This window comes from Rheinheimera sp. 4Y26 (genome assembly GCF_025245835.1).
In the GTDB taxonomy this organism is placed as follows: domain Bacteria; phylum Pseudomonadota; class Gammaproteobacteria; order Enterobacterales; family Alteromonadaceae; genus Pararheinheimera.
In genome coordinates this window covers 304864-329969 of sequence record NZ_JAOBWS010000002.1, presented here as the reverse complement: position 1 = coordinate 329969, position 25106 = coordinate 304864, and the positions used below count along the sequence as shown (strand labels likewise).

Sequence of the window (25106 nt, the reverse complement as noted above, 5' to 3'; positions counted from 1 at the left end):
TTATGCCGTCAGAGAAGAAAGCCGAGCAAGTCTCCACAGCCCATACCCCGATGATGCAACAATACCTGGGCCTGAAAGCCGAAAATCCGGATATTTTATTGTTTTACCGGATGGGTGACTTTTATGAGCTGTTTTATGACGACGCCAAAAAAGCCGCGGCTCTGTTGGATATTTCGCTGACGAAAAGAGGTCAATCGGCAGGCGCACCTATTCCAATGGCCGGTATTCCGCACCACGCTATCGAAAACTACCTGGCGCGGCTGGTGCAACTCGGTGAATCTGTGGCTATTTGTGAGCAGGTGGGAGATCCAGCGCTCAGCAAAGGGCCGGTCGAGCGCAAAGTGGTGCGGATTGTCACCCCCGGCACTGTCACAGACGAAGCTTTACTCAACGAACGTCAGGACAACCTGCTGGCCGCACTTTATCAGGTGAAACAGCAATATGGTTTGGCTTATCTGGATCTCACTTCAGGTCGTTTTTTACTGACAGAAGTATCACAACTTGATGATTTATATGGCGTATTACAAAGACTAAATCCGGCAGAGCTGCTGTACAGCGAAGAATTACAGCTGCCGGATACCATTTTAAAGCGCAAAGGTGTGCGCCGCCGTCCGGTGTGGGAATTTGAAGCCAAAAGCGCAGAACGCTTGTTATGCCAGCAATTTGGCACCCGCGATTTACAAAGTTTTGGCGTAAGCGAAGCGCCGGTGGCTCTGATGGCGGCCGGCTGTCTGATGCAATATGTCAAAGACACCCAGCGCGCTGCTTTGCCTCATATCCGCGCTGTAGCGCTGGAAAAAGCACAGGATCATATAGTGCTGGACGCGGCGACCAGACGTAATCTGGAATTAACCCAGCGTTTAAACGGCCAGTTTGACCAGACGCTGGCTGCAGTGCTGGACCAATGCCAGACAGCCATGGGCAGCCGGTTATTAAAACGTTGGATCCACGCGCCGCTGCGCGATCAACAGCTGGTGAGCAGCCGCCATCAGGCGGTGTCTGAGTTACAGTCTTACCACACTGAACTGGCCCCTGCGCTTAAACAAATTGGCGACATTGAACGTATTATCGCAAGGCTGGCGCTGCGTAGCGCCAGGCCCCGCGACTTTGCCCGCTTACGTCAGGCACTACAACAGTTGCCGGAACTGGCGTTGTGTTTACAACAGCTGCAAAGCCCGCTGCTACAGCAGATTAAAAACGCCTGTCAGCCACTGCCAGAGCTGTGTGATTTACTACAGCGCGCCATTATCGACAGCCCGCCAGTGCTTATTCGGGATGGCGGGGTCATAGCGCCGGGTTATTCGGCAGAACTTGACCAGTGGCGGGCACTGGCAACAGGTGCAACTGATTATCTGGAGCAGCTGGAACAAAGGGAAAAAGAGCGTACCGGCATAGCTTCATTAAAAGTGGGTTTTAACAAAGTTGCGGGTTATTTTATTGAAACCGGCCGTGCAGCTGCCGACGCAGTACCGGCTGATTATATCCGCCGTCAGACGCTGAAAAATAACGAAAGATATATTATTCCTGAGCTCAAAGAATACGAAGACAAGGTGCTTGGCAGTCAGAGTAAAGCTTTAGCGCTTGAGAAGCAGTTATACGATGCGCTGTTTGATTTAACGGCGCCTTACCTCGCTGAGCTGCAGCAACTGGCTGCGCGGTTATCTGAGCTTGATGTGCTGACTAACTTTGCCGAACGAGCCGGCACCCTGAATTATCAGCAGCCTAAATTAGTCAGCAATATTGGCATTGATATTCAGGGTGGCCGCCATCCTGTGGTGGAGACGGTCAGCACTGAACCTTTTATTGCCAACCCGCTGCAGATGAACGCGCAAAGACGCATGCTGCTGGTGACAGGTCCGAATATGGGCGGTAAATCCACTTATATGCGCCAGGCTGCACTCATAGTGCTGATGGCTTATATTGGTTGTTTTGTACCGGCCGACAGCGCTGAACTTGGCCCTGTAGATCGGATTTTTACCCGTATCGGCGCCTCGGACGATCTGGCATCAGGCCGTTCCACTTTTATGGTGGAAATGACCGAAACCGCCACAATTCTGCATCATGCCACGGCACAAAGCCTGGTGTTGATGGATGAAATTGGCCGGGGTACCAGCACTTATGATGGTTTGTCGTTGGCATGGGCCTGCGCCGATTATCTCGCTTGCAAAATTCAGGCACTGACCTTATTTGCCACCCACTATTTTGAATTGACTGAACTGGCGTCGTTATTACCAGGTGTGGTGAATATTCACCTCGATGCGGTGGAACATGATGAGCATATTGTGTTTATGCATCAGGTGCAGGATGGCGCCGCCAGTAAAAGTTATGGTTTACAGGTAGCACAGCTGGCTGGCGTACCTAAAGCCGTGATTTTGCAGGCCAAACAAAAACTGCAGGAGCTGGAGCAGCAACACATACAACCGCCGGTAAAAACGGCAACAAAAACGCAGCCTGGCAAAACTGCCGGTCAGCAGCCGCTGCAACAAAGCCTGCTTATCGACGACCAGCCACATCCGGTGCTGGAACAATTAAGGGCGCAACAACTGGATGATTTAAGCCCGCGTCAGGCGCTGGAGCTGTTGTATCAGTTAAAAAACCAGCTGTAAAAAGCTGAAACCGCTTTTAAAAGCTAAATAACAAAAAAGGAGCCAAGGCTCCTTTTTTATCTGCTAAATCACCAGGTTATTCCTGGAACAAGGTTTCGATATTCAGCCCCTGATGGGTGACAATTTCGCGCAGGCGGCGTAGCGCCTCCACCTGAATTTGCCGTACCCGCTCGCGGGTTAAGCCAATTTCGCGACCCACATCTTCCAGCGTCGAAGGTTCAAAACCGAGCAAACCAAAACGGCGGGCCAGCACTTCACGTTGTTTTGGATTGAGCTCTTCCAGCCACAACACCAGATGGTGACGAATATCGGCGTCCTGCAGCTCTGTTTCCGGCCCCAGTTCTTTTTCATCCGCCAGAATATCCAGCAGCTGTTTTTCCGAAGAACCGGCAACAGGCGTATCAACCGAGGTGATTTTTTCGTTTAATTTTAACATCTTGCGTACTTCTTCAACCGGACGGTCTAAAGCAGCGGCAATTTCTTCCGGCGTTGGCTCGTGATCCAGTCGCTGTGACAGTTCACGGGCGGCCCGCAGATAAATATTCAGCTCTTTCACCACATGAATAGGCAGCCGGATAGTCCGGGTCTGATTCATAATGGCGCGTTCTATGGTTTGGCGGATCCACCAGGTAGCATAAGTGGAAAAACGGAAACCACGTTCAGGATCAAATTTTTCCACAGCCCGAATCAGGCCCAAATTACCTTCTTCAATTAAATCAAGCAGTGCCAGACCCCGATTGATATAACGACGGGCAATTTTCACCACCAGCCTTAAGTTACTTTCAATCATGCGTTTGCGGGCGGCCTGATCACCTTTGAGGGATAAACGGGAAAAATAAACTTCTTCTTCGGCAGACAATAACGGGGAAAAGCCAATCTCTCCAAGATAAATCTGGGTCGCGTCCATGGCTCTGGCGCTATCATCACGGGTGAATACATCGTCTGGCGTGTTGTCTTCTTCGGCGGCAAGTGCAGCAAGATCGGGCTCGGCGCCTTCATCTTCCAGCAATACAACTTCTTCAGTTAATTCGGTGTCTTTAAAATCAACTACTTCGTCTTCATCTTTGTGTCCCATATCCTTCTCCCAACTCTACCAGGGTAGTGACGCTTAACTGCCAGAAATCCTTTCCTTTCGTTTGAGCTTGTGGTTTTTATTTTAGGTATTTGAGCGGATCAACAGATTGGCCACGAAAACGAATTTCAAAATGCAGCTGTACACGCTCTGCATCAGTGTTGCCCATTTCTGCAATCAATTGACCAGCAACCACCGATTCCCGCTCCTTCACCAATAGACGGTGATTGTGAGCGTAGGCGCTGAGGAAATCATCGTTATGTTTGATAATAACCAGATTGCCATAACCACGCAGCGCATTGCCGGCATAAACAACCTGGCCTGCTGCTGCAGCTTTGATCGGTGTTCCGACCGCACCACCAATATCCAGGCCTTTGTTGCCATGCTCCTGGTAGGAAAATTTCGCGAGGATTGGACCTTTCACTGGCCATAACCATTGCGATACGTTTCCGTTACTGGTACTCTTGCCGGTTTTTTCAGGTTCTTCGACCTGTTGATTCTGACCATAGCGCTTTTGATTTTGCCGTGCAACTACTTTAGCGTTATTTGATGAACTGTTTGAAACCCTTGGCTTTGAATAATTCTTATTTGCTGATTTGTCTGCAGATTGTGGCCCACGCAGTGCAGTTTGATAGCCTGTATCCTGCCCTGTGACCAGCACCTGACCCACATAAATAGTATAAGGTTCGGGGATCCGGTTCAGCCTGGCCAGAGCCCGGTAGTCCATACCAGCGCGAAAAGCAATCGAAAACAAGGTATCGCCTTTTTTCACCTGATAAGTTTCTGCTCTTAAACTGGCTTTAGGTCTGTTTTTACTTTGCCATGTATCCACCGGTGCCGGACTGTGGGAACCGGAACATGCCACCACAGAACAGACCAAAGCGAACGACAACAGCGGCCGGAGTATCCGCTTAGCCATAAATAAAGTACAACACTGCGCCAAGTCCGACAGTGCCCCAGCCAAGTACATCCACAATTTCCCGTAGTTTTTGCTGCATTTTGGCGCCGCCCCAATACATCAGGCCCGCCACCAGAAAAAACCGGCTGGCGCGGCCAATAGCCGATGCAATGACAAAAGGCAAAAACGCCATCTGCATTAAACCTGCACCTACAGTAAAAAGTTTGTAGGGAATAGGCGAAAACCCGGCAATAAATACCACCCAAACGCCATATTCATTAAACCAGCGCTCAACTAATGCAAAGGTGTCCTGATAGCCCATGTAAGCAATAAAGGGCTGCACCACAGGTTCATACAGTAACCAGCCAAGCAGATAACCCAAAACGCCACCCAGCACTGAAGCCAAAGTGGTTAAAAAGGCATAGCGCCAGGCTTTTTCCGGGTGAGCCAGCGCCATTGGAGCCAGCATCACATCAGGCGGGATCGGGAAAATCACTGACTCAGTAAAACTTAAACCAAATAAATAACGTTCGGCATGACGGTGTTTTGCCCACAATAACGCTTTGTCATACATCCATTGGAAAATTTTCAACGACGACTCCTGTACATCTGCAATCAGGCTAATTCGCCCGGTACCAAAGGAACAAACCGGACAGCTTCTACATCTTGTTGGTTAAACTCATCGCCACTTCGGGTATAAACCCTGAGCACCTGTTCCTGCGCCCCAACCGGGATCACCAGCCTGCCACCGTCTTTGAGCTGCGCCAGCAAATCAGCCGGCACCTGGGTTGGTGCTGCGGTGACAATAATACAATCAAAAGGCGCTTTACTTGCCCAGCCGAGCCAGCCATCCCCATGTTTCATCGACACATTATGCAAATCCAGCTGCTGCAAGCGGCGTTTGGCCTGAAATTGCAGTGCTTTAATCCGCTCTACGGTACAGACCTTGGGGAATAACTGCGCCAGTATCGCAGTTTGATAACCAGAACCTGTACCTATTTCCAGCACATTGGCAGGATGCCAGCTATTGGTTTCGTTTTGTGCCAGCAATAACTCGGTCATCCGCGCCACTATATAAGGTTGGGAAATGGTCTGACCCTGCCCTATCGGCAGCGCGGTGTTTTCGTAAGCTTTATGCGCCAATACCATTTCAACAAACAAATGCCTGGGCGTATTGGCAAGCGCCGCCAGCACCTTTGGGTCTTTAATACCGTCCTGTTGTAATTTTTGCGCCAGCAAAGCGGCGCTGCGCTGAGTTGCCACCGCCATGATCAAATCTCTATTCCTTCTAGCCAATCCTGCAGTGGCTGCAGACTGCGATAGGCCGTCATATCAATCTGCAGCGGCGTGACCGACGCATAACCATTGGCAATGGCATGAAAATCTGTGCCTTCACCGGCATCGAGCTCAGGCCCTAAGGAACCATACCAATAAATCGATCGGCCCCATGGATCTGTGGTGCTGGTCATGGTTTCGGCTTTATGGCGCCGGCCAAGTCGGGTAACGGCAATGCCTTTGAGTTCATGCAGCGGCACTGAAGGTACATTAATATTTAAAATCTGATCCGACGGTAGCGGGTGTGATTTCAGCTTTTTAATCACCTGCACTGTGACATAAGCAGCAGTGACAAAGTGCTCATCGTCGTGACCTGCCAGTGAAACAGCAATAGCCGGCAAGCCCAGATGCCGGCCTTCAGTGGCGGCGGCCACAGTGCCGGAATAAAGCACATCATCGCCTAAGTTGGCGCCGTGATTAATGCCGGCCACCACCAGATCCGGGGCTTTATCAAACAGCTGGCTAATGGCCAGATGCACACAGTCGGTGGGGGTGCCGTTTACGGCAATAAAACCATTATCCAGACGTTGGGTGCGCAGCGGATTCAGCAAAGTTAACGAATTGCTGGCGCCACTGCAGTTGCGGTCAGGCCCCACAGTGGTCACTTCGGCAATCTGTGATAACGCCTGCTGTAACACCAAAATACCTTTGGCGTGCACCCCATCATCATTACTTAATAAAATCCGCATCAATTACTCCAGACTGGAAAAGTCGCGGCTGACATCCTGATATCTGACCAACTCTCTGAGTACAGAGGTGGCAAAACAACCTGTCGGCAGCGCAAACTGCAGTTCAAGATCATCACCCTGCCATTGATAACTCAAGGCCTTGGGTTTTAAACGGGCTGCGCGTCTTTCGGTGTTGACGTTTAAATCACAAAGCGCCTGCACCCAGTGAGCAAAAGGCGCCAGTTGCTGTTGTTGCCATAACAGTGCATCGCTGCTTTCCAACACTTTGCCAATGCCCGGCAATACCGCCGTCGGGTGAATATCAGCTTCCATCAAACGTTGCAAAATTGCCTGATCGACACTTTCAACATGAAACACCGAACCCGAACCATCCAGCTGTACCACAGAACCAGGTAGCAACTGGTCGAATATGCCCTGCTGCACTCTGGCCGACACCTGCTGATTAAATAACATGGAGCGACTGGCCGACAAGGCCAGACCACGGAGTTGCCGGTCCGGAATACTGTGGCCGGCAAAAAGTTTTGCCGCCAGCCTTAAATTGCCGCCGTCATGGCCAAACCTTTGTTCACCATAATAATTTGGTACGCCTTGGCTAATAAGCGCAAGCCGCTTTTCTACTTCGGCTTTGTCGCTGACTGAGCGCAGCTTTAACTTAAAGTGGTTTTGTTTAATCGAACCTAACTTCAGCCGGCGCTGGTGTCGGACTGTATCGAGAATGCGCACACCTTCAATATTCCAGTCCTGAAAATGCAGCTCTTGTTTAATAGGCACAGGTAAACAAAACCATTGCCGGGTCACGGCATGCCGGTCTTTTAAACCGGCGTAGCTGACGAGTCTGGCTTTTAAGCCTGCGGCAGCGGCGATTTGTTTAGCAACATACTGGGTGTTCTGGCCAATTTTTTCGACCAAAAGCAGCATATGCTCACCGGCGCCTGTTGGCGTAAAACTCAGCTCTTCATCCACAATAAAATCGCCGGGCTCAGTGCGTAACAAAGCAGTGGCTGAAGGCTCACCATATAAATAAGCCAAAGGGGCAAATTCAGGCACTATCACAGGTGTAGCCACAGGCGCAGTCACAGGCGCAGTCACAGGCCCGGCAACGCCTGTGTCGGTTGCTGAGACTTCCGCCTTTAAACCGGCATCTGTAGTTTTATTCAGATCTGGCATCAGGCTTGCACCAACAGCACCACGGCTTCCACGGCAATGCCTTCTTTACGACCAACAAAACCGAGTTTTTCAGTGGTGGTGGCTTTGACATTCACCTGTGACAGGCTGCAGGCTAAATCGGCGGCCAGTACTTCGCGCATGGCAGTAATGTGCGGCGCCATTTTTGGCGCCTGCGCCATAATAGTCACATCCAGATTAGCTATCTGATAACCCAGCGCTTTGACATCGCTAAATACTTTACGCAGCAAAATACGACTGTCGATACCCTTAAAAGCAGCGTCTGTGTCGGGGAAATGATGACCTATATCACCAAGCGCCACAGCGCCCAGCAAGGCATCGGCCACGGCATGCAGAACCACGTCACCATCCGAATGGGCCAATAACCCCTGAGGGTAATCAATTTTTACCCCACCCAGGGTAATTGGGCCATCACCGCCAAAGGCGTGTACATCAAAACCGTGTCCAATTCGAAAAGGGGTCATTGTTGCTCCAGATAAAAACGAGCCAGCTGTAAATCTTCGCTCTGGGTAATTTTGATATTGTCGGCGCGCCCGCTCACTAACAGCACAGGCAAACCGGCCCATTCCAGTGCCGAAGCTTCGTCGGTAATAGCAGCGCCCTGTTGTAAGGCTTGTTGAAGGCATTGCCTGAGCTGTGCCGTCGGGAAAAGTTGCGGCGTCAGCGCATGCCAGAGATCAGCGCGCTCTACCGTCTGCAACACCTGGGTATGTTCCTTTGTGCCCATGCCACGTTTCATGGTGTCGCGCACCGGTGTCGCCAGAATTCCACCGCAGCCTGTTTCAAGGCAGCGCTTGATCAGTTTCTGAATATCGTTAACCTGCACCAGTGGTCTGGCTGCGTCATGTACCAGCACCCAGGGATACTGACGCTCGTCAATGGCCATTAAACCGGCCAGCACTGAATTGGCGCGCTCGCGACCGCCATTCACTCTGTAGATGCCGGGGCTGGCCGCCAGGCTGGTTGCAGCAAAATAACCATCATCCGGGGCTAACGCCAGCCACACCGGGCCAAGCTCAGGCACCTGGCGTAAACGTTCTACTGTGTGTTCCAGAATAGTTTTACCGGCAAGCTCTAAATATTGTTTGGGTCTGTCTGCCTGCATCCGCTGGCCAACCCCTGCGGCAGGGATCACTACAGCAATGGTCATTTTTTACCCTGAGGGGTCAATAAGCGGAAAAAGACTTCGTCTTGTTTGATAAGGCCAAGCTCGTTACGGGCACGTTCTTCAATAGAATCCAAACCTTGTTGCAGATCGGCAACGTCTGCCTGCAGCATTTTATTGCGTTTTTGCAGTTCCAGATTACTTTGCTGATGAGTGCGTAATTCTTCTTTATGCTGCAGATATTCTTTGACGCTGTGCTGACCGAACCAAAGCCGGTACTGCAAAGCGGCACATAATGTCAGCAGGATCACAAGCAATAAACGCATAACACACCAGTCAGTTCAGGATTGGCTTTATTATGAAGGCTTCCCCCGCTGCTGAAAAGCCCCGATATTTGCTATTTCTGGCCTATTGCACCTGATGGCGGGCTTTTTACCCTTTAACGCAGTTCTTTTTTTGCCTGATGCGGTTTAGCAAAGTTTTGCCAGTTCAACCGGCTGGCTAACAACAGCTCACGCAAGCTGAGTAACCTGGGCGTTTTACGTTCCTGATTGCGCCACTGATGGCCACAACACACAGCCACCAGCACAGTTTTACTGGGTTTGAGCAAGAGTTTTTGCTGATTGTCCGGCTCCTGCGGCCAACCTGCCATCGCAAACCAACCATGCTCATTACAATGAATACGCTGACCTTCGTGGTCAATTTCATCCACTGAATCGAGCCGGATTTGTTCAATATCCTGTTCTTTACAATACACCGGCACCAGCAAACCCAGTTTGGCGTTTTTATGATAAAAGGCAAAAATACTTTCTGATTCATCCACATGAGGTACAGGGCACACTTTGCTCTGGCTATGTAACCAGCAGGCATTTTGACTATCCAAAGTTAAAGGGGATGGGTGTTTTAAAATTAACGAAGCGGCTTCACGCACATAAAAAGGCAAACTTGCCAGACGTTTGGGCAACCAGGGCAGTTTATCCGCAGGCGTTTGTGCCAGACGCAACAATTCCCGCTCGTACAAAGTGTTGCACAGCTCGATATAGGTCTGATTTTGCTCAGGTAAAAACCAGAGTTCGTTTTGTGACTTCATCCGACGATGGTAGCTTGTTTCATAGGGCACTAAAAGGCTGCGTTTTTATCCAGTTGCTGCGATTTTCCAAACAAAACCAACAGTGAATAACATCAAACCGGTTTGACAAAAAAAGCGCATAAAGCGCTTTTTTTATCGGAGTCAAAAGCTTATTGGCCTTTGATTTCAGAACGGCCTTTGTACGGTGCCTTGGCGCCCAGCTCTTGCTCAATACGCAATAACTGGTTGTACTTAGACACACGGTCAGAGCGGCATAATGAACCGGTTTTGATTTGACCCGCAGCAGTACCTACCGCTAAATCAGCGATAAAGGCATCTTCAGTTTCACCTGAACGGTGCGAAATCACTGCAGTAAAACCAGCATCTTTTGCCATTTTAATGGCCGCTAAAGTTTCAGTTAACGAACCAATCTGGTTAAATTTGATCAGGATAGAGTTACCAATGCCCTGCTCAATACCACGGGTTAAAATTTTGGTGTTGGTCACAAACAGGTCATCGCCAACCAGCTGTACTTTGTTGCCAATTTTATTGGTTAAGTCTTTCCAGCCGTCCCAGTCTGATTCGTCCAGACCGTCTTCAATCGACACGATAGGGAATTTTTTAGTCAGGCCAGCCAGGAAGTCGTTAAATTCGTACGAAGTGAATTCTTTACCTTCACCGGTCAGTTTGTATTTACCGTCATGGTAAAACTCAGAAGCGGCGCAGTCTAAAGCTAAAGTGATGTCTTTATTCAGCTCGTAACCGGCAGCGGCCACAGCTTTAGAAATGACAGTTAAGGCTTCTTCGTTTGATTTTAAATCCGGCGCAAAACCACCCTCATCACCCACAGCGGTGTTTAAACCCTGGCTGTGCAGTTCTTTTTTCAGCTGGTGGAAAATCTCAGCGCCCATGCGCAGTGCTTCTGCAAAAGTTTTGGCGCCAACCGGCTGTACCATAAACTCCTGAATATCAACGTTGTTGTCAGCATGCTCACCACCATTGATGATGTTCATCATAGGTACTGGCATTGAATACACACCTGGTGTGCCGTTTAAGTCGGCAATATGCTGATATAAAGGGATTTTTTTATCGGCAGCTGCAGCGCGGGCCACTGCTAAAGACACCGCCAGAATAGCGTTGGCGCCTAATTTCGACTTAGACTCAGTGCCGTCTAAATCAATCATCAGCTGATCGATATTAGCTTGCTCGTAAGCACATTTGCCAACCAGAGCCGCTTTAATCGGGCCTTCAATATTGGCAACAGCAGTGCGTACACCTTTACCTAAATAACGGCTTTTATCGCCGTCACGCAGCTCTAATGCTTCGCGGGTACCAGTTGATGCGCCTGATGGTGCACAACCACGGCCCATCACACCGCTTTTTAAAAATACATCGGCTTCAACTGTTGGATTACCACGCGAGTCCAGAATTTCACGGGCAACGATATTGATAATTTCTGACATGTATATCCCCTGTAGGCTAAAGCAAAAAAGCCGCACTCCAAGGCGCGGCTTTTTCATTATTTTGTCGTTTGCTGTTTCTGATATTTAGCTGCTGCTGCAACAAAACCCTGGAACAACGGATGACCGTCGCGTGGTGTTGAGTTAAATTCCGGATGGAACTGACCCGCCACGAACCATGGGTGGTTTGGTAATTCGATCATTTCAACCAGCTGATTGTCAGCCGACAAACCGGAAATAATCAGGCCAGCCTCTTCAAGTTTTGGAATAAAGTGATTGTTCACTTCATAACGGTGACGGTGACGCTCGCTAATCACGTCGGCACCGTAAATTTCGCGGGCTTTGGTATTGGCCTTGAGGTTACAGTTCTGACTGCCCAGACGCATGGTGCCGCCCAGATCCGAATCGTCGGTTCTTTGCTCCACCTGGCCTGCGCTGTCCAGCCATTCAGTGATGAGACCCACCACAGGGTAAGCTGTGTCTTTGTTAAATTCGGTTGAGTGTGCGCCTTTCATGCCAGCCACATTACGGGCAAATTCAATCAGTGCCACCTGCATGCCTAAACAAATACCCAGGTAAGGTACTTTATTTTCGCGGGCATATTGAGCGGCCAACACTTTGCCTTCGACACCACGTTCGCCAAAACCGCCAGGCACCAGAATGCCATCCAGGCCAGCTAAAATAGCACTGCCTTTGGTTTCAACATCTTGTGAGTCGATGTATTTGATAGTGACAGTTAAACGGTTTTTTAAACCAGCATGATTTAATGCTTCGTTCACCGACTTATAGGCGTCTTTGAGTTCAACGTATTTACCCACCATACCTATGGTCACTTCACCCGTTGGGTTACTTTCCTGGTACAGCACCTGTTCCCATTCGCTTAAGTCAGCTTCAGGGCAGTTTAAGTAAAAACGGCGTACCACTAAATCATCCAGGCCTTGAGATTTTAACAAAGCCGGAATTTGGTAAATGCTGGACACGTCTTTTAACGAAATAACTGCACGTTCTTCCACATTGGTAAAAAGCGCAATTTTGGCTTTTTCATTGGATGGGATAGAACGGTCTGAACGACACACCAGAATATCCGGCTGAATACCGATAGAACGCAGCTCTTTGACAGAATGCTGGGTTGGCTTGGTTTTGATTTCGCCGGCAGTGCCTAAATAGGGCACCAGGGTTAAATGCATAAAAAGTGCACGTTCGCGGCCGATTTCGGTACCCAGCTGACGAATGGCTTCCAAAAATGGTAAAGATTCGATATCACCGACAGTGCCACCAATTTCAACAATGGCAATGTCATAACCTTCAGCACCGGCAACAACACGGGCTTTAATTTCATTGGTGATATGCGGAATAACCTGAATAGTGGCACCTAAGTAGTCACCACGGCGCTCACGGCGCAGCACTTCAGAATAAATTTTACCCTGAGTGAAGTTATTCAGTTTAGTCATTTTAGTGCGGATAAAACGCTCGTAATGACCTAAGTCGAGATCAGTTTCAGCGCCGTCTTCGGTGACAAATACTTCACCGTGCTGAATTGGGCTCATGGTACCTGGATCCACGTTGATATAAGGATCCAGTTTCAGGATTGTTACCTTCAGGCCACGCGCTTCTAAAATTGCAGCTAAAGAAGCAGCGGCAATACCTTTACCTAAAGATGAGACAACCCCACCCGTCACGAAGATGTATCTTGTAGTCATGAGACCCCTGAGGCACGTTGAATTTTGGATATCACACCAAACTGTCTTCAATAGCTGTTACCTGTTTGCACAGGGAGAACAATTAAGGAAATCAGAATTGGTATCAGGACGGGCGGAAAGTATAGCAAAGAGCAAACACAGGCTCAATCGAAAGCTTGGCTTAATGTTGCCAGCGTTAAAAGACCTGAGGTTGTAGCCGGGTCAAAGCGCTACAACCGTGCTTTGACCCAGACCTGATACAGCGACCTTTAAGGTTCCAGCGTTAAGGTCAGTGTTTTGACAGTAGCGTTTTTCACTTCATCGGCCTGAAACAACATGGGCCGCCACTGGCCCTGACTAAAAAGTTTGGTTTGGTCGGCAAAAAACGGCGATGCCGGGTCGTGTGACTGGCTGTAAGCAAGCATCATATCGGCTTTCGGGCCTTGTGCGGTAAACTGCAGTGCCATGACAAAACTACTGCCGTAATTTACCCGGTAAGCATGTTCTGAATTGCCATCTACAGTCACAGTAGACAACAGCGAACCAGGCAGGCCTATGCCCGACACCACATTGGCTAAATCGGCTGTGCTGCGTGACGGTATCGCCCTCTCGCTCATATTAAATAAACCTTCATAAGAATAGCCGCCTGAGATGGGCAATTTGTCCAGCCCCTGTGCTTTTTGCACAAACTGAATAGTGCCAAGTGGTGCATCAAGCTTAATACCGGCCTGAGTTAAACGCTGCACTGCACTGGCAAAGGCCAGCAGCACTTTATCCTGCTCAGGCGCTGCTGCGGTATAAGGCGCAAGACCTGAAGGTGTCAGCGCGGCATTGTCTGCATCAAAAGCAGTCTGATATAAGGATTTATCTAAATTGCGCTCCCCGGCAATCCGATAGGCCAGCAAAAATTCCCGAAGCAGATGTGCACCCCGGCTATCAAGCTGATAACGGCCGTCCCAATTCGCCAGCACCTGACAGGCTGCACTCAAATCCACCAAACCAGCCGGCAGCTGTAATTGCGGGAACATGGCACAACGTTGTGCTAAAGCAGTTTTGAACTCGGTACCAAATAACGAACCATTGTGGCTAAACACAGATTTGATCTCGGCAAAATTAAATTTGCCATCCTCGCCCGCCAGCTGCAACGGCGCCTGATTGCTAATCAGCAACGCATTATAGCGGGTGCGGGGGCTACGCTCAGTGCGCTCAGGGCCATACACCAGGCTAAACCCTTCCAGTGGCGCCGCGAGATTACTCAACCAATGACTGCTGTTGGCGTTAAATACATAATCGGTGCGTTCCAGTTTTGGCGCTTTGGCAAAAGGCATCAGCCCTGGCCCACCGGCATCGCCACTGTCTTGCCATTCAAAGGCAGGATCTGAGCCTGGCAATAAAATATTACCGGCACCGTCTTGCCAGATGGGCGCCAGCTGCGGGCTTTTACTGGCATTGACCCAATAGGCTTCAGCCATGGGGCTTAACTGAGGCACCTGGCTACCATCCAGATACACCGCATGACCACTGCTGTCGGCCATCACAGTATTGACCCATGGAATGCCATTATTCTGACTAAAGGCCTGTAAAAACTCAGCTTTATTCCGTGCTTTGCCCATAGCCAGCCAGTGCTGCAACATCCGGCTATTGCCGGCATTGGCATCACGCATGGTAATAGCTGTTTTTTGATTCCAGCCCAAAGCCGGCGATAACGCCGTTAAATCCAGCATAGGGCCATAATGGCTGCGGTATAAGGTGCTTTGCACGGTTTTGATACTTTGATCCGGCTGCAGCACTTCAATGCTAACCTTTTGGGCACTGATGTCACGATATTCACTGCCATAGCGGTAACGCAGCGGATTGTTTTCATCAAGGCTCAGCTGATACAGGGTAAAACGCTTGGACTGCGACACAGTGTGTGTCCAGCCCAGATGCTGGTTAAAGCCAATCAGCACGGCCGGCATGCCAATCATACTGACGCCCGTCACATCAAGCTCACCCGGTATGGTTAAGTGCTGCTCAAAAAATCTGAGTTCACCGTCCCAGGGAAAATGCGGGTTTGCTAACAATGCACTTTGAGCGCCATCGGTTTTGTCTTTACCAAGTGCCCAGCCATTACTGCCAATACCTTCCACTGTGGCATGAACCTGTGAAGCGGCCACCGAAGGCGCGACAGCGGTGGGCTGACCTGGCGGCGCAGCCACCGCCATGGCCGCTAAAAAGTTACGGGTGCTGGCTAAACTGGCCAAATCCAGATAATAAGCCAGCAAGTCTTCCGGCTGAATGGGCGTCACCCAGCCCGCCCCGCGACAGGGCGTTGGATAATTATTGCTACTGCCAAACTGGCGCAGCTGATAATTAAAACCTTCGGCGTAACCCTGCATCAGCATTTTGCTGTCAAAAGGCACTGCACCATATAACTGGCGCGCCTGAAGGCGAAAATCCAGCGCCCGATAGGCTAAATCCGACAACAGGTTTTTCTGTGCTGCACCTGCGCCAAAATAACGGGATTTTTCACCTTTGAGTTTTAATAATTGTTCTGAGAGCGTACACAAATTTTCGCTGGCCTGCGCCACGCCGACGCCATAACCAAGCGCCCGGTAACTGCCGGCCTGAATATGGGGTACGCCATGGGCTGTGTACAAAATGCTGACTTTTTCCGCCGGACTGGGCTCTGGTGGTGGCGGGCTGGACTCATCGTTATTACAACCCAGCAGCAGGCTGGCGGTTACAGGCACAAGCAGATAAGACAACTTCATCAACGTCACTCCTTTGTCGTTTAAAGTGAAATTGACATTAGCATATTTTTTACACAATTATACTTTCTGGCGACAAGTCAGTGCCTTGCCTGCCCGACCTGTGGTAGCAGAGGACTTGCCTAAGCTGCTGTGACCTGACGCAATCGGATGGCTGCGGCCCAGATCTGATGTTATCTGACGCCGTGCGCTTTGGCCGGTGCAGTATTCACCGCCTTATGTTAGCTTGCTGGCTATTTTCACCTGCTGCCAGGCGGCTTCCATTTGCTCCAGGCTGGCTTGCCCTACCGGCGTGGCGCTATCAGCAAGTGTTGCTTCCACAGCACGAAAACGTTGTTCAAACTTGTGATTGGCCTGGCGCAGCACAGTTTCAGGGTCCAGGCCGTGTTTTCGCACCACGTTCACCATGGCAAACATTAAATCACCAAGCTCGTCAACAAGCTCAGGGCTGCCCGGCTGCGTTTGTTCCACTTCCAGAATTTCTTCTTTGACCTTATCCCAGCAACCCTCAACCGAAGGCCAGTCAAAACCCACAGTGGCACAACGTTTTTGCAGTTTATAAGCCCGGCTTAAAGCCGGCATGGTATTAGGCACATTGTCGAGCACACTTTCAAGGCCGGCTTTTTTACGTTCGTTACTTTTTAGTGCTTCCCAGTTTTGCAAAGCAGTGCTGGCGTCTGCCACGCCTGGCGTTGAGTTGGCAGCAGATGCAAAAATATGCGGATGACGGCGGGTTAGTTTGTCACAGATGGCCGCCACACAATCGTTAAACTGAAACAGGCCTTGCTCGCTTGCCATCTGACTGTAAAACACCACCTGAAATAACAAATCGCCCAGCTCATCTTTTAAATCGGCAAAATCCCCCCGCTCTATGGCGTCGGCAACTTCGTAAGCTTCTTCAATGGTATAAGGTTTAATACTTTGAAAAGTCTGAGCTTTATCCCAGGCACATCCCTGCTCAGGGTGGCGCAGTGTTGCCATAATGGCCAATAAATGTTCAATAGATTGAGACATACAAATTCCACAAATAAGCAGGCCCGCCAGCGGGCGGGCCTGTGTCAGCACAAAAATTATTGTGACCTTTTGGCTTCAATCACATCGTCAATCAAACTGACTTTGGTCAGCAGTTTATTCAGTGAATCCAGGTTATACAGCTCAAGCGTCATATTGATGATGGCCGTTTGCCGCGCCACATCAGAGTTACTGCTCATTCTGAGCACATTGGCTTTTTCATTGGCCAGAATACTGGTGATATCCCGTAATAAACCGTTGCGATCATGCGCCACTATACGGATATTCACTTCATAACCCGACGCATACTGATCGCCCCAGGTGGCTTCCACCACCCGCTCAGGATGCTGTTCCAGCAGGGTTTTAAACTGCTCACAGTCGTCCCGGTGCACAGCAATACCGCGGCCCTGGGTGATATAACCAATAATGGCATCGCCAGGTAACGGCTGACAACAACCGGCCATATGGGTCATCAGATTACCCACGCCCTGCACCACCACATGACTTTTTGCCGGCGTGGTGGCCATCGGTTTGGTTTTTAATCTGGGGTCAATCTCAGGCGGAGAGGCCTTGGCATACTGGCTCTGAATATAATGCACCACCTGGGTGACTTTAATCTCGCCACCACCAATACCCACCAGCAGCTCTTCCAGTGAGTTGACATTAAAGTGCTGAACCACTTTCACCGGCTGATCCATTTTCAGGTTGAGCCTGGATAATTCGGTTTCCAGCAACTCTTTGCCGGCAGCGTAGTTTTTATCTCTGTCCTGCAGACGGAACCAATATTGCACTTTAGAGCGGGCACGGCTGGATTTTAAATAACCCAGATGCGGGTTGAGCCAGTCGCGGCTTGGGTTCGGCTCGCGGCCGGTTAAAATTTCTACCTGATCGCCGGTTTTCAGCTGATAGGTAAAAGGCACAATACGGCCGGAAATTTTCGCGCCTATACAACGATGGCCCACGTTTGAATGCACGTAATAGGCAAAGTCGAGCGGCGTTGAGCCCAGTGGTAAGTCGACAATGTCACCTTTGGGGGTAAACACATAAACTCTGTCTTCGGTGACCTGATTGCGCAGCTCTTCGGCCAAAGATGAGTCCACCACTTCTTCCTGCCAGGCCAGAATTTTGCGCAGCCAGCCAATTTTTTCATCCAGCGCGCCTTCACGCCCGGCATGACCGCCTTCTTTATAACGCCAGTGCGCGGCAACCCCTAATTCGGCGTCATCGTGCATCTGGCGGGTACGGATCTGAATCTCCACCGGCCGGCCCTGCGGCCCCAGCACCACGGTATGAATCGACTGGTAACCGTTCTGTTTGGGCGTGGCAATATAATCGTCAAATTCTTTGGGCAAATGCTGCCAGGAGGTATGCACTATGCCAAGCACGGCATAACAGTCCTGCACTTTTTCGGTGACAATCCGCACAGCGCGAATGTCGTACAGCTGGTCAAACGCCAGATGTTTTTTCTGCATCTTTTTCCAGATACTGAAAATATGTTTGGGCCGGCCGTACACTTCTACATTCAGGTTTTCATCTTTCATGCGCTGGCGCACAGCGTCGACAAACTCCTGCATATATTGCTCACGCCCCAGCCGTTTTTCTTCCAGCAAGGCGGCAATTTGTTTGTAGGTTTGCGGGTGCAGATAACGAAAAGCTAAATCTTCCAGCTCCCATTTCAGCTGACCTATACCAAGCCGGTTGGCCAGCGGGGCAAAAATAGCGTTGGTTTGTTTGGCGGCCAGCACCCGGGTTTCTTCATCGGCGTTTTTCACATCACGCAGATAACAAATTTGTGCGGCCAGTTTAATCACCACGGCGCGCACATCTTCAACCATGGTCAGCAGCATTTTACGCAGGTTATCGGCCTGCTGCGGATTTGGCGTCTGACCTGGTCCCACCGGAATAGTGCGGATGGCTTCCATTTGCTTGACGGCCGCCAGCATGATCAGCACAGCGGGCGGGAATAAATTGTCGAGCTCTTCACAGCTTAAGATTCCGGCTTCAATCAGCGGGAATAATAAGGCTGAGGTCAGCGCGTCTTTGTCCATCCGCAAGTCAGCCAGAATTTCCACCATTTCCCAGCCGGTACGCACCTGCGGACAAGTGGCTTCAGTAAAACCATGTTGTTGCAACCAGTGTTCGGTCTCAAGCAGGCTGCTGATTTTACTGTCCGGCAAACCAAGCGAACTGAGCCAGGCGGTGGTTTCGCCCGGGTTGTATTCGGTGCTGTGGGAATGCCGGATCGTGACCATAACTTACTGCCTCGTTTTCAAAAACAACGCCATCAACTCCAGATGGCTGGTATAGGGAAACATGTCCATCAGACCAATTTTGCTTAAACTGTATCCTTTGCCAAGCAATACTTTTGCATCCCGGGCAAAAGTTACCGGGTTACAGGACACATACAGCACAGCATCAGGTTTTAACCGCGCCACTTCATCAATAGCGCCCAGTGCACCGGCTCTGGCCGGGTCCAGCAACACTTTTTGATAAACATTCTGATTCCACGGCGCTTTAGGCCAGGCTAAATGCAAATCGGCCTGGGCAAAGCTGAGGTTCGCCAGAGCGTTACGCCGGGCGTTGTCAGTGGCGGTTGTAACCATAGTTGCAACACCTTCCAAGCCTACCACCTGTGCCGCCTGCTTTGCTAATGCCAAACTGAAATTACCTATACCACAATATAAGTCCAGCACTTTGTCGGTGTTTTTCAGCTGCAGCCAGTCCAGCGCCTGCGTCACCATTTGCTGATTTACCGCTTCATTCACCTGGATAAAATCCGTTGGTGAAAAGGCTAAGGTTAAACCTTCGGCCAATTGGTACTGCGGTTGTTGTGGCTCGCCCCAGAAACAAAATTCGTCGCTTTGTGCTTCGCCTATCCAGCAAGCTTCAGGCCAGGCTTGTTGTAGCAAATTTTTATCTTCAGCGCAGAGTGCTTTGATATGGCGCACCACGACAAAAGCTTTGCCTGCGGCGTCCAGCACTTCAACATGGGTAATGGCGTTGCCGGCTTTCAGTGTGGGCAGGGTTCCACTGAGCACCTTAAATACCGGCGCTATCACCGGGCTTAACACCATACAGTCCGCAATGGCGGTAATTTCTTTGCCGCCCTTACGGCGAAAGCCCACTACAAATTCATTGGTTTTTTTCTCAAACCAAACCCCAATTCTGGCTTTACGCCGGTAGCCTGTTGCCGGGCCTGTTAACATCGGCTGCCATGGCAGGACATCAAGCCTGAACTGATGCTTCAGATGTTCATCAAGCGCTTGTTGCTTCAGCAAACGGGCGTTTTCTGCACTGACATGGTGCAACTGACAGCCACCACAGTCGGCGGCAAAACGGCATAAAGGCGCAATACGGTGTTCAGATGCTTTGAGTACTTTTTGTACTTCGGCTTTGAGGTATTGTGGTTTTTGTTCTGTCACTTTGACTTTGACGCTTTCGCCTGGCAAAACACCGTCAACAAAACAGATTTTACCGTCAGAAAAAGCAATACCTTGTGCTTCAGCGTCCCAGCGCTCTATCGTCAGCTCCAGATGTTGCGGACCCTTTTGCACTTTAGCTTTTGATTTATAAATAGTTACCATAAAAAATGTTGGCCTTTGGCTGCCTTATTTCCTGCCTGTTGCCCGTCGGGCTTGGGTAGGTTTTTTAACGGGCTTGTGTCATGATGGCTGTTCGAAGGACCATTGTAGCAAGCAGCGCTGAAGATGACGAAGATTGGTTTACGCGATTGGATTCTGCTGATCACTTTAGTACCCACTTTATTCATCAGTCTGGGGCTGGGTGGCTATTTTAGTTTTGCCCGTTACCAGGATGTACAACATTATCTGGAAGAACAGGCCAGCAATATTGCCGAACCGCTGGCCATCGCCAGTGAAGAAGCGCTGCTGTACAACAACAAAACCCTGCTGCAACGGCTGGTGAATCTGAGCCACCGGAAAAACTCACCGCTGGTAAAAAGTATTGCCATTTTTGACCGCCAGCACCAGCTGGTAGTCACCTCCAACTATCACAAAGACTTTGCCAGGCTGACAACGATTGCCGAACACCCCTGGCCCGATCACAGCGAAATTCTCGATGATGGCAAAGAGCTGATTATTCTGGTGCCGGTGTTGCCGGAACAAACCGACAGCGATAGTCCGGCAGCACAGTCTCCGGCGCTCGGGCTGGTACTGCTGGAGCTGCAAAAAGACAAAGTATTGCTGGCACAGCAAAGCTCCTTGCTGGTGTCGCTGCTGATTATTCTGCTGGGCATGATGGTGGGGCTGGCGCTGAGTTTAAAGCTGGTTGGCCGTCTGACCACGCCGATGCAGCAACTGATCAGCCTGACTGAAAAGCTGGCTGAAGGTCGTTATGCCAGCAAATTGGAACAACCTTATTTTGGTGAGCTGGATCAGATGCGCCTTGGCATTAATCAGCTGGCCACTCAACTTAAAGAGCTGCAGGATGAAATGCAGCACACCATAGAGCAGTCCACCAGCGACTTAACCCACACCATGGAACAGCTGGAAATGCAGAACGTGGCGCTGGATATGGCCAGGCGTAAAGCGCAGGAAGACAATAAACTTAAATCTGAATTCCTCGCCAAAATGAGTCACGAGCTACGTACACCACTGAACGGCGTCATCGGTTTTACCCGCCAGCTGTTAAAAACCCAGCTGTCGCACCATCAGCAGGATTACCTCAACACCATTCAAAAATCGGCCAACAGCCTGCTGACCCTAGTGAATGACGTATTGGACTACGCCAAGCTGGAAGAAGGCCGGATGCCGATTAACCCTGAGCCTTTTTCACTGCGCGATTTAGTCAACGATTCAATCGAGCTTTTGGCGGCCAATGCTTTTGAAAAACAGCTGGAGCTGGCGCTGCTGATTGACCCGGATTGTCCGGATGACATTATCGGCGACCCGCTGCGCATTAATCAGGTGCTGATGAACATTGCCGGTAATGCAGTGAAGTTTACCGAACATGGCAGTATTGTGATCAGGGTCAGCGGCAGTGAATATAACGACGATAAAACCCTGCTGCACTTTTCGGTGCAGGACACCGGTATCGGTATTCCGCAGGAGCAGCAGGAACAGCTGTTTTATGGTTTTTCCCAGGCAGACGGCAGCATAGGCCGGCGTTATGGCGGTACAGGTTTAGGCTTGTTTATTTCCCAGCGGCTGGTGGAGGCTATGGGCGGCAGTATCGGTTTTGACAGCCAGCCGGATCAGGGTTCTACCTTCTGGTTCACCGTGTCTTGCCGGCGTCATCCACTGCCTGTGTCTGAAGTGCTGCCGGTGCAGCTGCTGGCCGGTAAAACCGTGTTGTACATTGAACCGCAGCAGTTTTCCCGTGAAGCCACTTTGTCGCTTTTGAACAGCTGGGGCATGCAGGTGTCGTCCTGCGCCACACCAAGCCAGGTGCAACAGGCACTGGCCAGTCAATCACATTATGATATGGCCATTATTGGCCGGGCTGTGTCGCTGGATCAGGTTAATCAGATTGTGGAGTTGATTCGTCAGCTGAATCAGTCCTGCTCTTATATTTATCTGCTGGTGAACACCCTGTCCCCCACCTTACGTGAAGCGCTGCTGCAAACCGGGGCGCAGGCCTGTTTATCCAAACCTGCCCATCAGCGCAAACTGGCAGCTGCACTGGCACGGCCTTACCAGCAGCTGCACGAACTGCCGGGGAAACTGCCGGCGCCACCAAAAAGCAAACTGCGGGTGCTGACAGTTGACGACAACGAAGCCAACCTGAAACTGATTAACGCCTTGCTTGGCGAATTGGTGGAAAGTATCGATTCCGCCACCAACGGCGCTGAAGCGCTGCAAAAAGCCTCACAATTTCATTACGATGTGATTTTTATGGATATTAATATGCCGGTGATGGACGGTATTACCGCCTGCCAGCGTATTCAGCAAAGCTCGATTAACGAAGCCACCCCTATTATTGCCGTCACAGCACACGCACTGGAAGGCGAACGTGAACGCCTGATGCTGCTTGGTTTTAGCGAGTTTTTAAGTAAACCGCTGGACGAACAAATGCTGCATTTTGCGCTAAAAGAATGTTGCGCCCATGCCGGCCTGGCCCCAGAGCGCGACCCGGAACAATTGCTGCAGGAACTGCCAAAAAGCCGGCATCTGGACTGGGAGCTGGCGCTGCGCTGCGCTGCCGGTAAAGTTGATTTAGCCAAAGAGCTGCTGCAGATTTTACTGGGCAGTCTGCCCGCCACCCTGACTGAAATGGAAAGCCTGATGCGTAGCAAACAGGTAGAGCCGTTAATTCAGCTGGTGCATAAACTGCACGGCGCCAGCTGTTACACCGGTGTGCCTCATATCAAACAGCTCACCGAGCTGATTGAAACTGAACTGAAACACGGCAAAACCATCGAGCAGCTGGAGCCGGAATTATTTGAACTGCAGGACAGATTACAATCTTTGCTCGCTGAGGCTGCCGGCTGGGTCTGGTAAGGCTAAGCGCTTTATCAGCCTGCACCTGCCATTTAACGAAAATCTGCGGCAATCTCTGCTGCAGATCTGCATTATTCACAACATCTTATTCTTAGTGATTAGTCAACTTATTTCTCAACCAATTGAGTACAGGGACATCTATGAAACTAACCCGCTTATCTGCCAGTGCGTTTGCCGTTGGCTGCGCATTGTTATCTTCTCAGGCGCTGGCGTCGCTGCAATTTAACTTCACTGACAAAACGCCGGCCGGGGTACAAACCCAACTGTTGTTGGTGTCAGAAAAAAGCCTGGCACAAAACGAACATCCGCTACTCCAGGATGCAATGGCCAAAACCTGGCTCAAAATTGAAAAATTTACCGGCAAAAAAGGCGCGCAACTTGAGCTGCGTTTAGATAGTGCGCCTACGCAGCGGCTGTTGCTGCTCGGGCTTGGCGACAGCAGCAAGCTCAGTCACAGTGACATTCTTACACTTGGCGCCGATGCCGCTGCTGTGCTTGGCAAAAACGACAGCAACACCGCCAGCATCGACACCAGTGCCCTGACTCAGAGCAGCGCCGATGCCGCCAAAGTCGCCACTTTTGCCCAGGGGCTGGAGCTGCGCTCCTACCGTTTTGACAAATACAAAAGCAAAAACATCCCTACAACACTGAGTCAGGTACATCTGCTCGCAGAGCACCCGACACAAAGTCAGGTTGCACTGGAAAAAGCACAGGCGCTCAGCAGCGGTGTGTTTCTGGCACGGGATCTGACCAATGAACCGGCCGAAGCTTTAACGCCACAAACTTTTGCCGATGCTGCGCTGGAGCTGGAAAAACTGGGGGTGAAGGTACAGGTGCTGGATGAAAAAGCACTGCAAAAAGCCGGTTTAGGCGCACTTTATGCCGTGGGTAAAGGCAGTAACAGACCGCCGCGTCTGGTGATTGCCCACTGGCAAAACAGTAACAAAGCGCCGCTCGCCATTATTGGCAAAGGCATTACATTTGACACCGGCGGTTATCATTTAAAAACCGATGGCGAGTCGATAGTCCGGATGACCAGTGATATGGCTGGCGCCGCTGCCGCCCTTGGCACCATCAAAACGCTGGCGTTGCAAAAAGCGCCGGTGAACGTGGTGGCCCTGATGGCAATGGCCGAAAATATGATTTCTGATAAAGCCATGTTACCTGGCGACATTATTAAAACCGGTGCCGGTTTAACAGTACAAATTACCAGCACAGACGCCGAAGGCCGGCTGGTGATGGCCGATGCACTCTGGTATGCCAATCAGCAGTTTAAACCAAGGGCTATGGTCGATATCGCCACCCTGACAGGCTCTAAAGTGGGCGCTCTGGGTAGTTATTATGCCGGCCTTTTTTCGGAAGATGAGCAGCTGGTACAACAACTGACAGCAGCAGGCGCCAAAGTGAATGAGCCGCTGTGGCGTTTGCCGCTTGGTCCACAGTTTGCCGCTGAAATGAAAAGTGACTTAGCTGATTTACGCAATACCGGCAAAACCACAGGCGCTTCAACAGCAGCCTGGTTTCTGCAGCAGTTTGTCGGCCAAACCCCCTGGGCACATATCGACATTGCCGGCAATGCGCTGGCCAGCAGCGACAAAGGTGTTCAGGTCACAGGCGCCACAGGTTTTGGTGTGCAGTTACTGACCGAATGGGCACTGACTCAGCCATAACAGCAACAACATTCACATCACCGGTTGTTGCAGCTGCATGGCCGGTGCAGCGTACATCCTGTACATAAAAAAAGCCCTGTGCAGCTTGAATGCACAGGGCTTTTTTAACGCTATTTAGC

At 50.5% G+C, this 25106-nt stretch carries 19 protein-coding genes; 3 read left to right on the top strand and 16 right to left on the bottom strand.

Features of this window, described 5'->3' with window-relative positions:
* The first annotated feature begins 2 nt into the window (after positions 1–2).
* On the top strand, positions 3–2606 hold the full coding sequence (gene mutS / locus N3Z11_RS05320; protein ID WP_260656119.1) for a DNA mismatch repair protein MutS: 2604 nt from the start codon (positions 3–5) through the stop codon (positions 2604–2606).
* Between the two features lie 76 nt (positions 2607–2682).
* Here the strand turns inward: mutS and rpoS are convergent, their stop codons facing one another.
* The 16 genes from rpoS to rlmD form a co-directional block, all read right to left on the bottom strand.
* Positions 2683–3681 (bottom strand): RNA polymerase sigma factor RpoS, encoded by a 999-nt coding sequence (rpoS, locus tag N3Z11_RS05315; RefSeq protein WP_260656118.1) that lies wholly within the window; start codon positions 3679–3681, stop codon positions 2683–2685.
* A gap of 76 nt (positions 3682–3757) precedes the next feature.
* Positions 3758–4450: a peptidoglycan DD-metalloendopeptidase family protein gene (locus N3Z11_RS05310; RefSeq protein WP_260656117.1), complete on the bottom strand. Its 693-nt coding sequence runs from the start codon at positions 4448–4450 to the stop codon at positions 3758–3760.
* A 139-nt stretch (positions 4451–4589) separates the two neighbouring features.
* Complete coding sequence (locus N3Z11_RS05305; protein WP_260656116.1) at positions 4590–5168, bottom strand: YqaA family protein; 579 nt, start codon at positions 5166–5168, stop codon at positions 4590–4592.
* Positions 5169–5191: 23 nt separating this feature from the next.
* A complete protein-coding gene (locus tag N3Z11_RS05300; RefSeq protein ID WP_260656115.1) occupies positions 5192–5845 on the bottom strand; it encodes a protein-L-isoaspartate(D-aspartate) O-methyltransferase in 654 nt (217 codons plus the stop codon).
* A 2-nt stretch (positions 5846–5847) separates the two neighbouring features.
* Positions 5848–6600 (bottom strand): 5'/3'-nucleotidase SurE, encoded by a 753-nt coding sequence (surE, locus tag N3Z11_RS05295; RefSeq protein WP_260656114.1) that lies wholly within the window; start codon positions 6598–6600, stop codon positions 5848–5850.
* Between the two features lie 3 nt (positions 6601–6603).
* Entirely contained in the window at positions 6604–7767 is a 1164-nt protein-coding gene (truD, locus tag N3Z11_RS05290) for a tRNA pseudouridine(13) synthase TruD (RefSeq protein WP_260656113.1), read from the bottom strand.
* Complete coding sequence (gene ispF, locus N3Z11_RS05285) at positions 7767–8249, bottom strand: 2-C-methyl-D-erythritol 2,4-cyclodiphosphate synthase (protein WP_260656112.1); 483 nt, start codon at positions 8247–8249, stop codon at positions 7767–7769. The genes truD and ispF overlap by 1 nt, the downstream gene beginning before the upstream one ends.
* Positions 8246–8935, bottom strand: a complete 690-nt coding sequence (ispD, locus tag N3Z11_RS05280; RefSeq protein WP_260656111.1) for a 2-C-methyl-D-erythritol 4-phosphate cytidylyltransferase — start codon at positions 8933–8935, stop codon at positions 8246–8248. Before ispD ends, ispF begins: the two co-directional genes overlap by 4 nt.
* On the bottom strand, positions 8932–9216 hold the full coding sequence (gene ftsB, locus N3Z11_RS05275; RefSeq protein ID WP_260656110.1) for a cell division protein FtsB: 285 nt from the start codon (positions 9214–9216) through the stop codon (positions 8932–8934). Before ftsB ends, ispD begins: the two co-directional genes overlap by 4 nt.
* Before the next feature lie 113 nt (positions 9217–9329).
* Positions 9330–9980, bottom strand: coding sequence for a hypothetical protein (locus N3Z11_RS05270; RefSeq protein WP_260656109.1), 651 nt, complete (start codon positions 9978–9980; stop codon positions 9330–9332).
* Positions 9981–10129: 149 nt separating this feature from the next.
* Positions 10130–11422: a phosphopyruvate hydratase gene (eno, locus tag N3Z11_RS05265; RefSeq protein WP_260656108.1), complete on the bottom strand. Its 1293-nt coding sequence runs from the start codon at positions 11420–11422 to the stop codon at positions 10130–10132.
* Positions 11423–11478: 56 nt separating this feature from the next.
* Entirely contained in the window at positions 11479–13119 is a 1641-nt protein-coding gene (locus tag N3Z11_RS05260; RefSeq protein ID WP_260656107.1) for a CTP synthase, read from the bottom strand.
* Positions 13120–13367: 248 nt separating this feature from the next.
* The gene (locus tag N3Z11_RS05255; protein ID WP_260656106.1) at positions 13368–15851 is read right to left on the bottom strand and encodes a penicillin acylase family protein; all 2484 of its coding nucleotides are present in this window, start codon (positions 15849–15851) and stop codon (positions 13368–13370) included.
* 213 nt (positions 15852–16064) lie between these two features.
* Positions 16065–16862, bottom strand: a complete 798-nt coding sequence (gene mazG, locus N3Z11_RS05250; protein ID WP_260656105.1) for a nucleoside triphosphate pyrophosphohydrolase — start codon at positions 16860–16862, stop codon at positions 16065–16067.
* Positions 16863–16918: 56 nt separating this feature from the next.
* A complete protein-coding gene (relA, locus tag N3Z11_RS05245; protein ID WP_260656104.1) occupies positions 16919–19111 on the bottom strand; it encodes a GTP diphosphokinase in 2193 nt (730 codons plus the stop codon).
* Between the two features lie 3 nt (positions 19112–19114).
* A complete protein-coding gene (gene rlmD, locus N3Z11_RS05240) occupies positions 19115–20443 on the bottom strand; it encodes a 23S rRNA (uracil(1939)-C(5))-methyltransferase RlmD (protein ID WP_260656103.1) in 1329 nt (442 codons plus the stop codon).
* 123 nt (positions 20444–20566) lie between these two features.
* Here rlmD and barA point away from each other — a divergent pair, with 123 nt between their 5' ends.
* Positions 20567–23317 carry a two-component sensor histidine kinase BarA gene (gene barA, locus N3Z11_RS05235; protein ID WP_260656102.1) on the top strand — a complete coding sequence of 917 codons (2751 nt, stop codon included), beginning with the start codon at positions 20567–20569 and terminating at the stop codon, positions 23315–23317.
* A gap of 140 nt (positions 23318–23457) precedes the next feature.
* Positions 23458–24987 (top strand): leucyl aminopeptidase, encoded by a 1530-nt coding sequence (locus N3Z11_RS05230; RefSeq protein WP_260656101.1) that lies wholly within the window; start codon positions 23458–23460, stop codon positions 24985–24987.
* Positions 24988–25106: the final 119 nt, after the last annotated feature.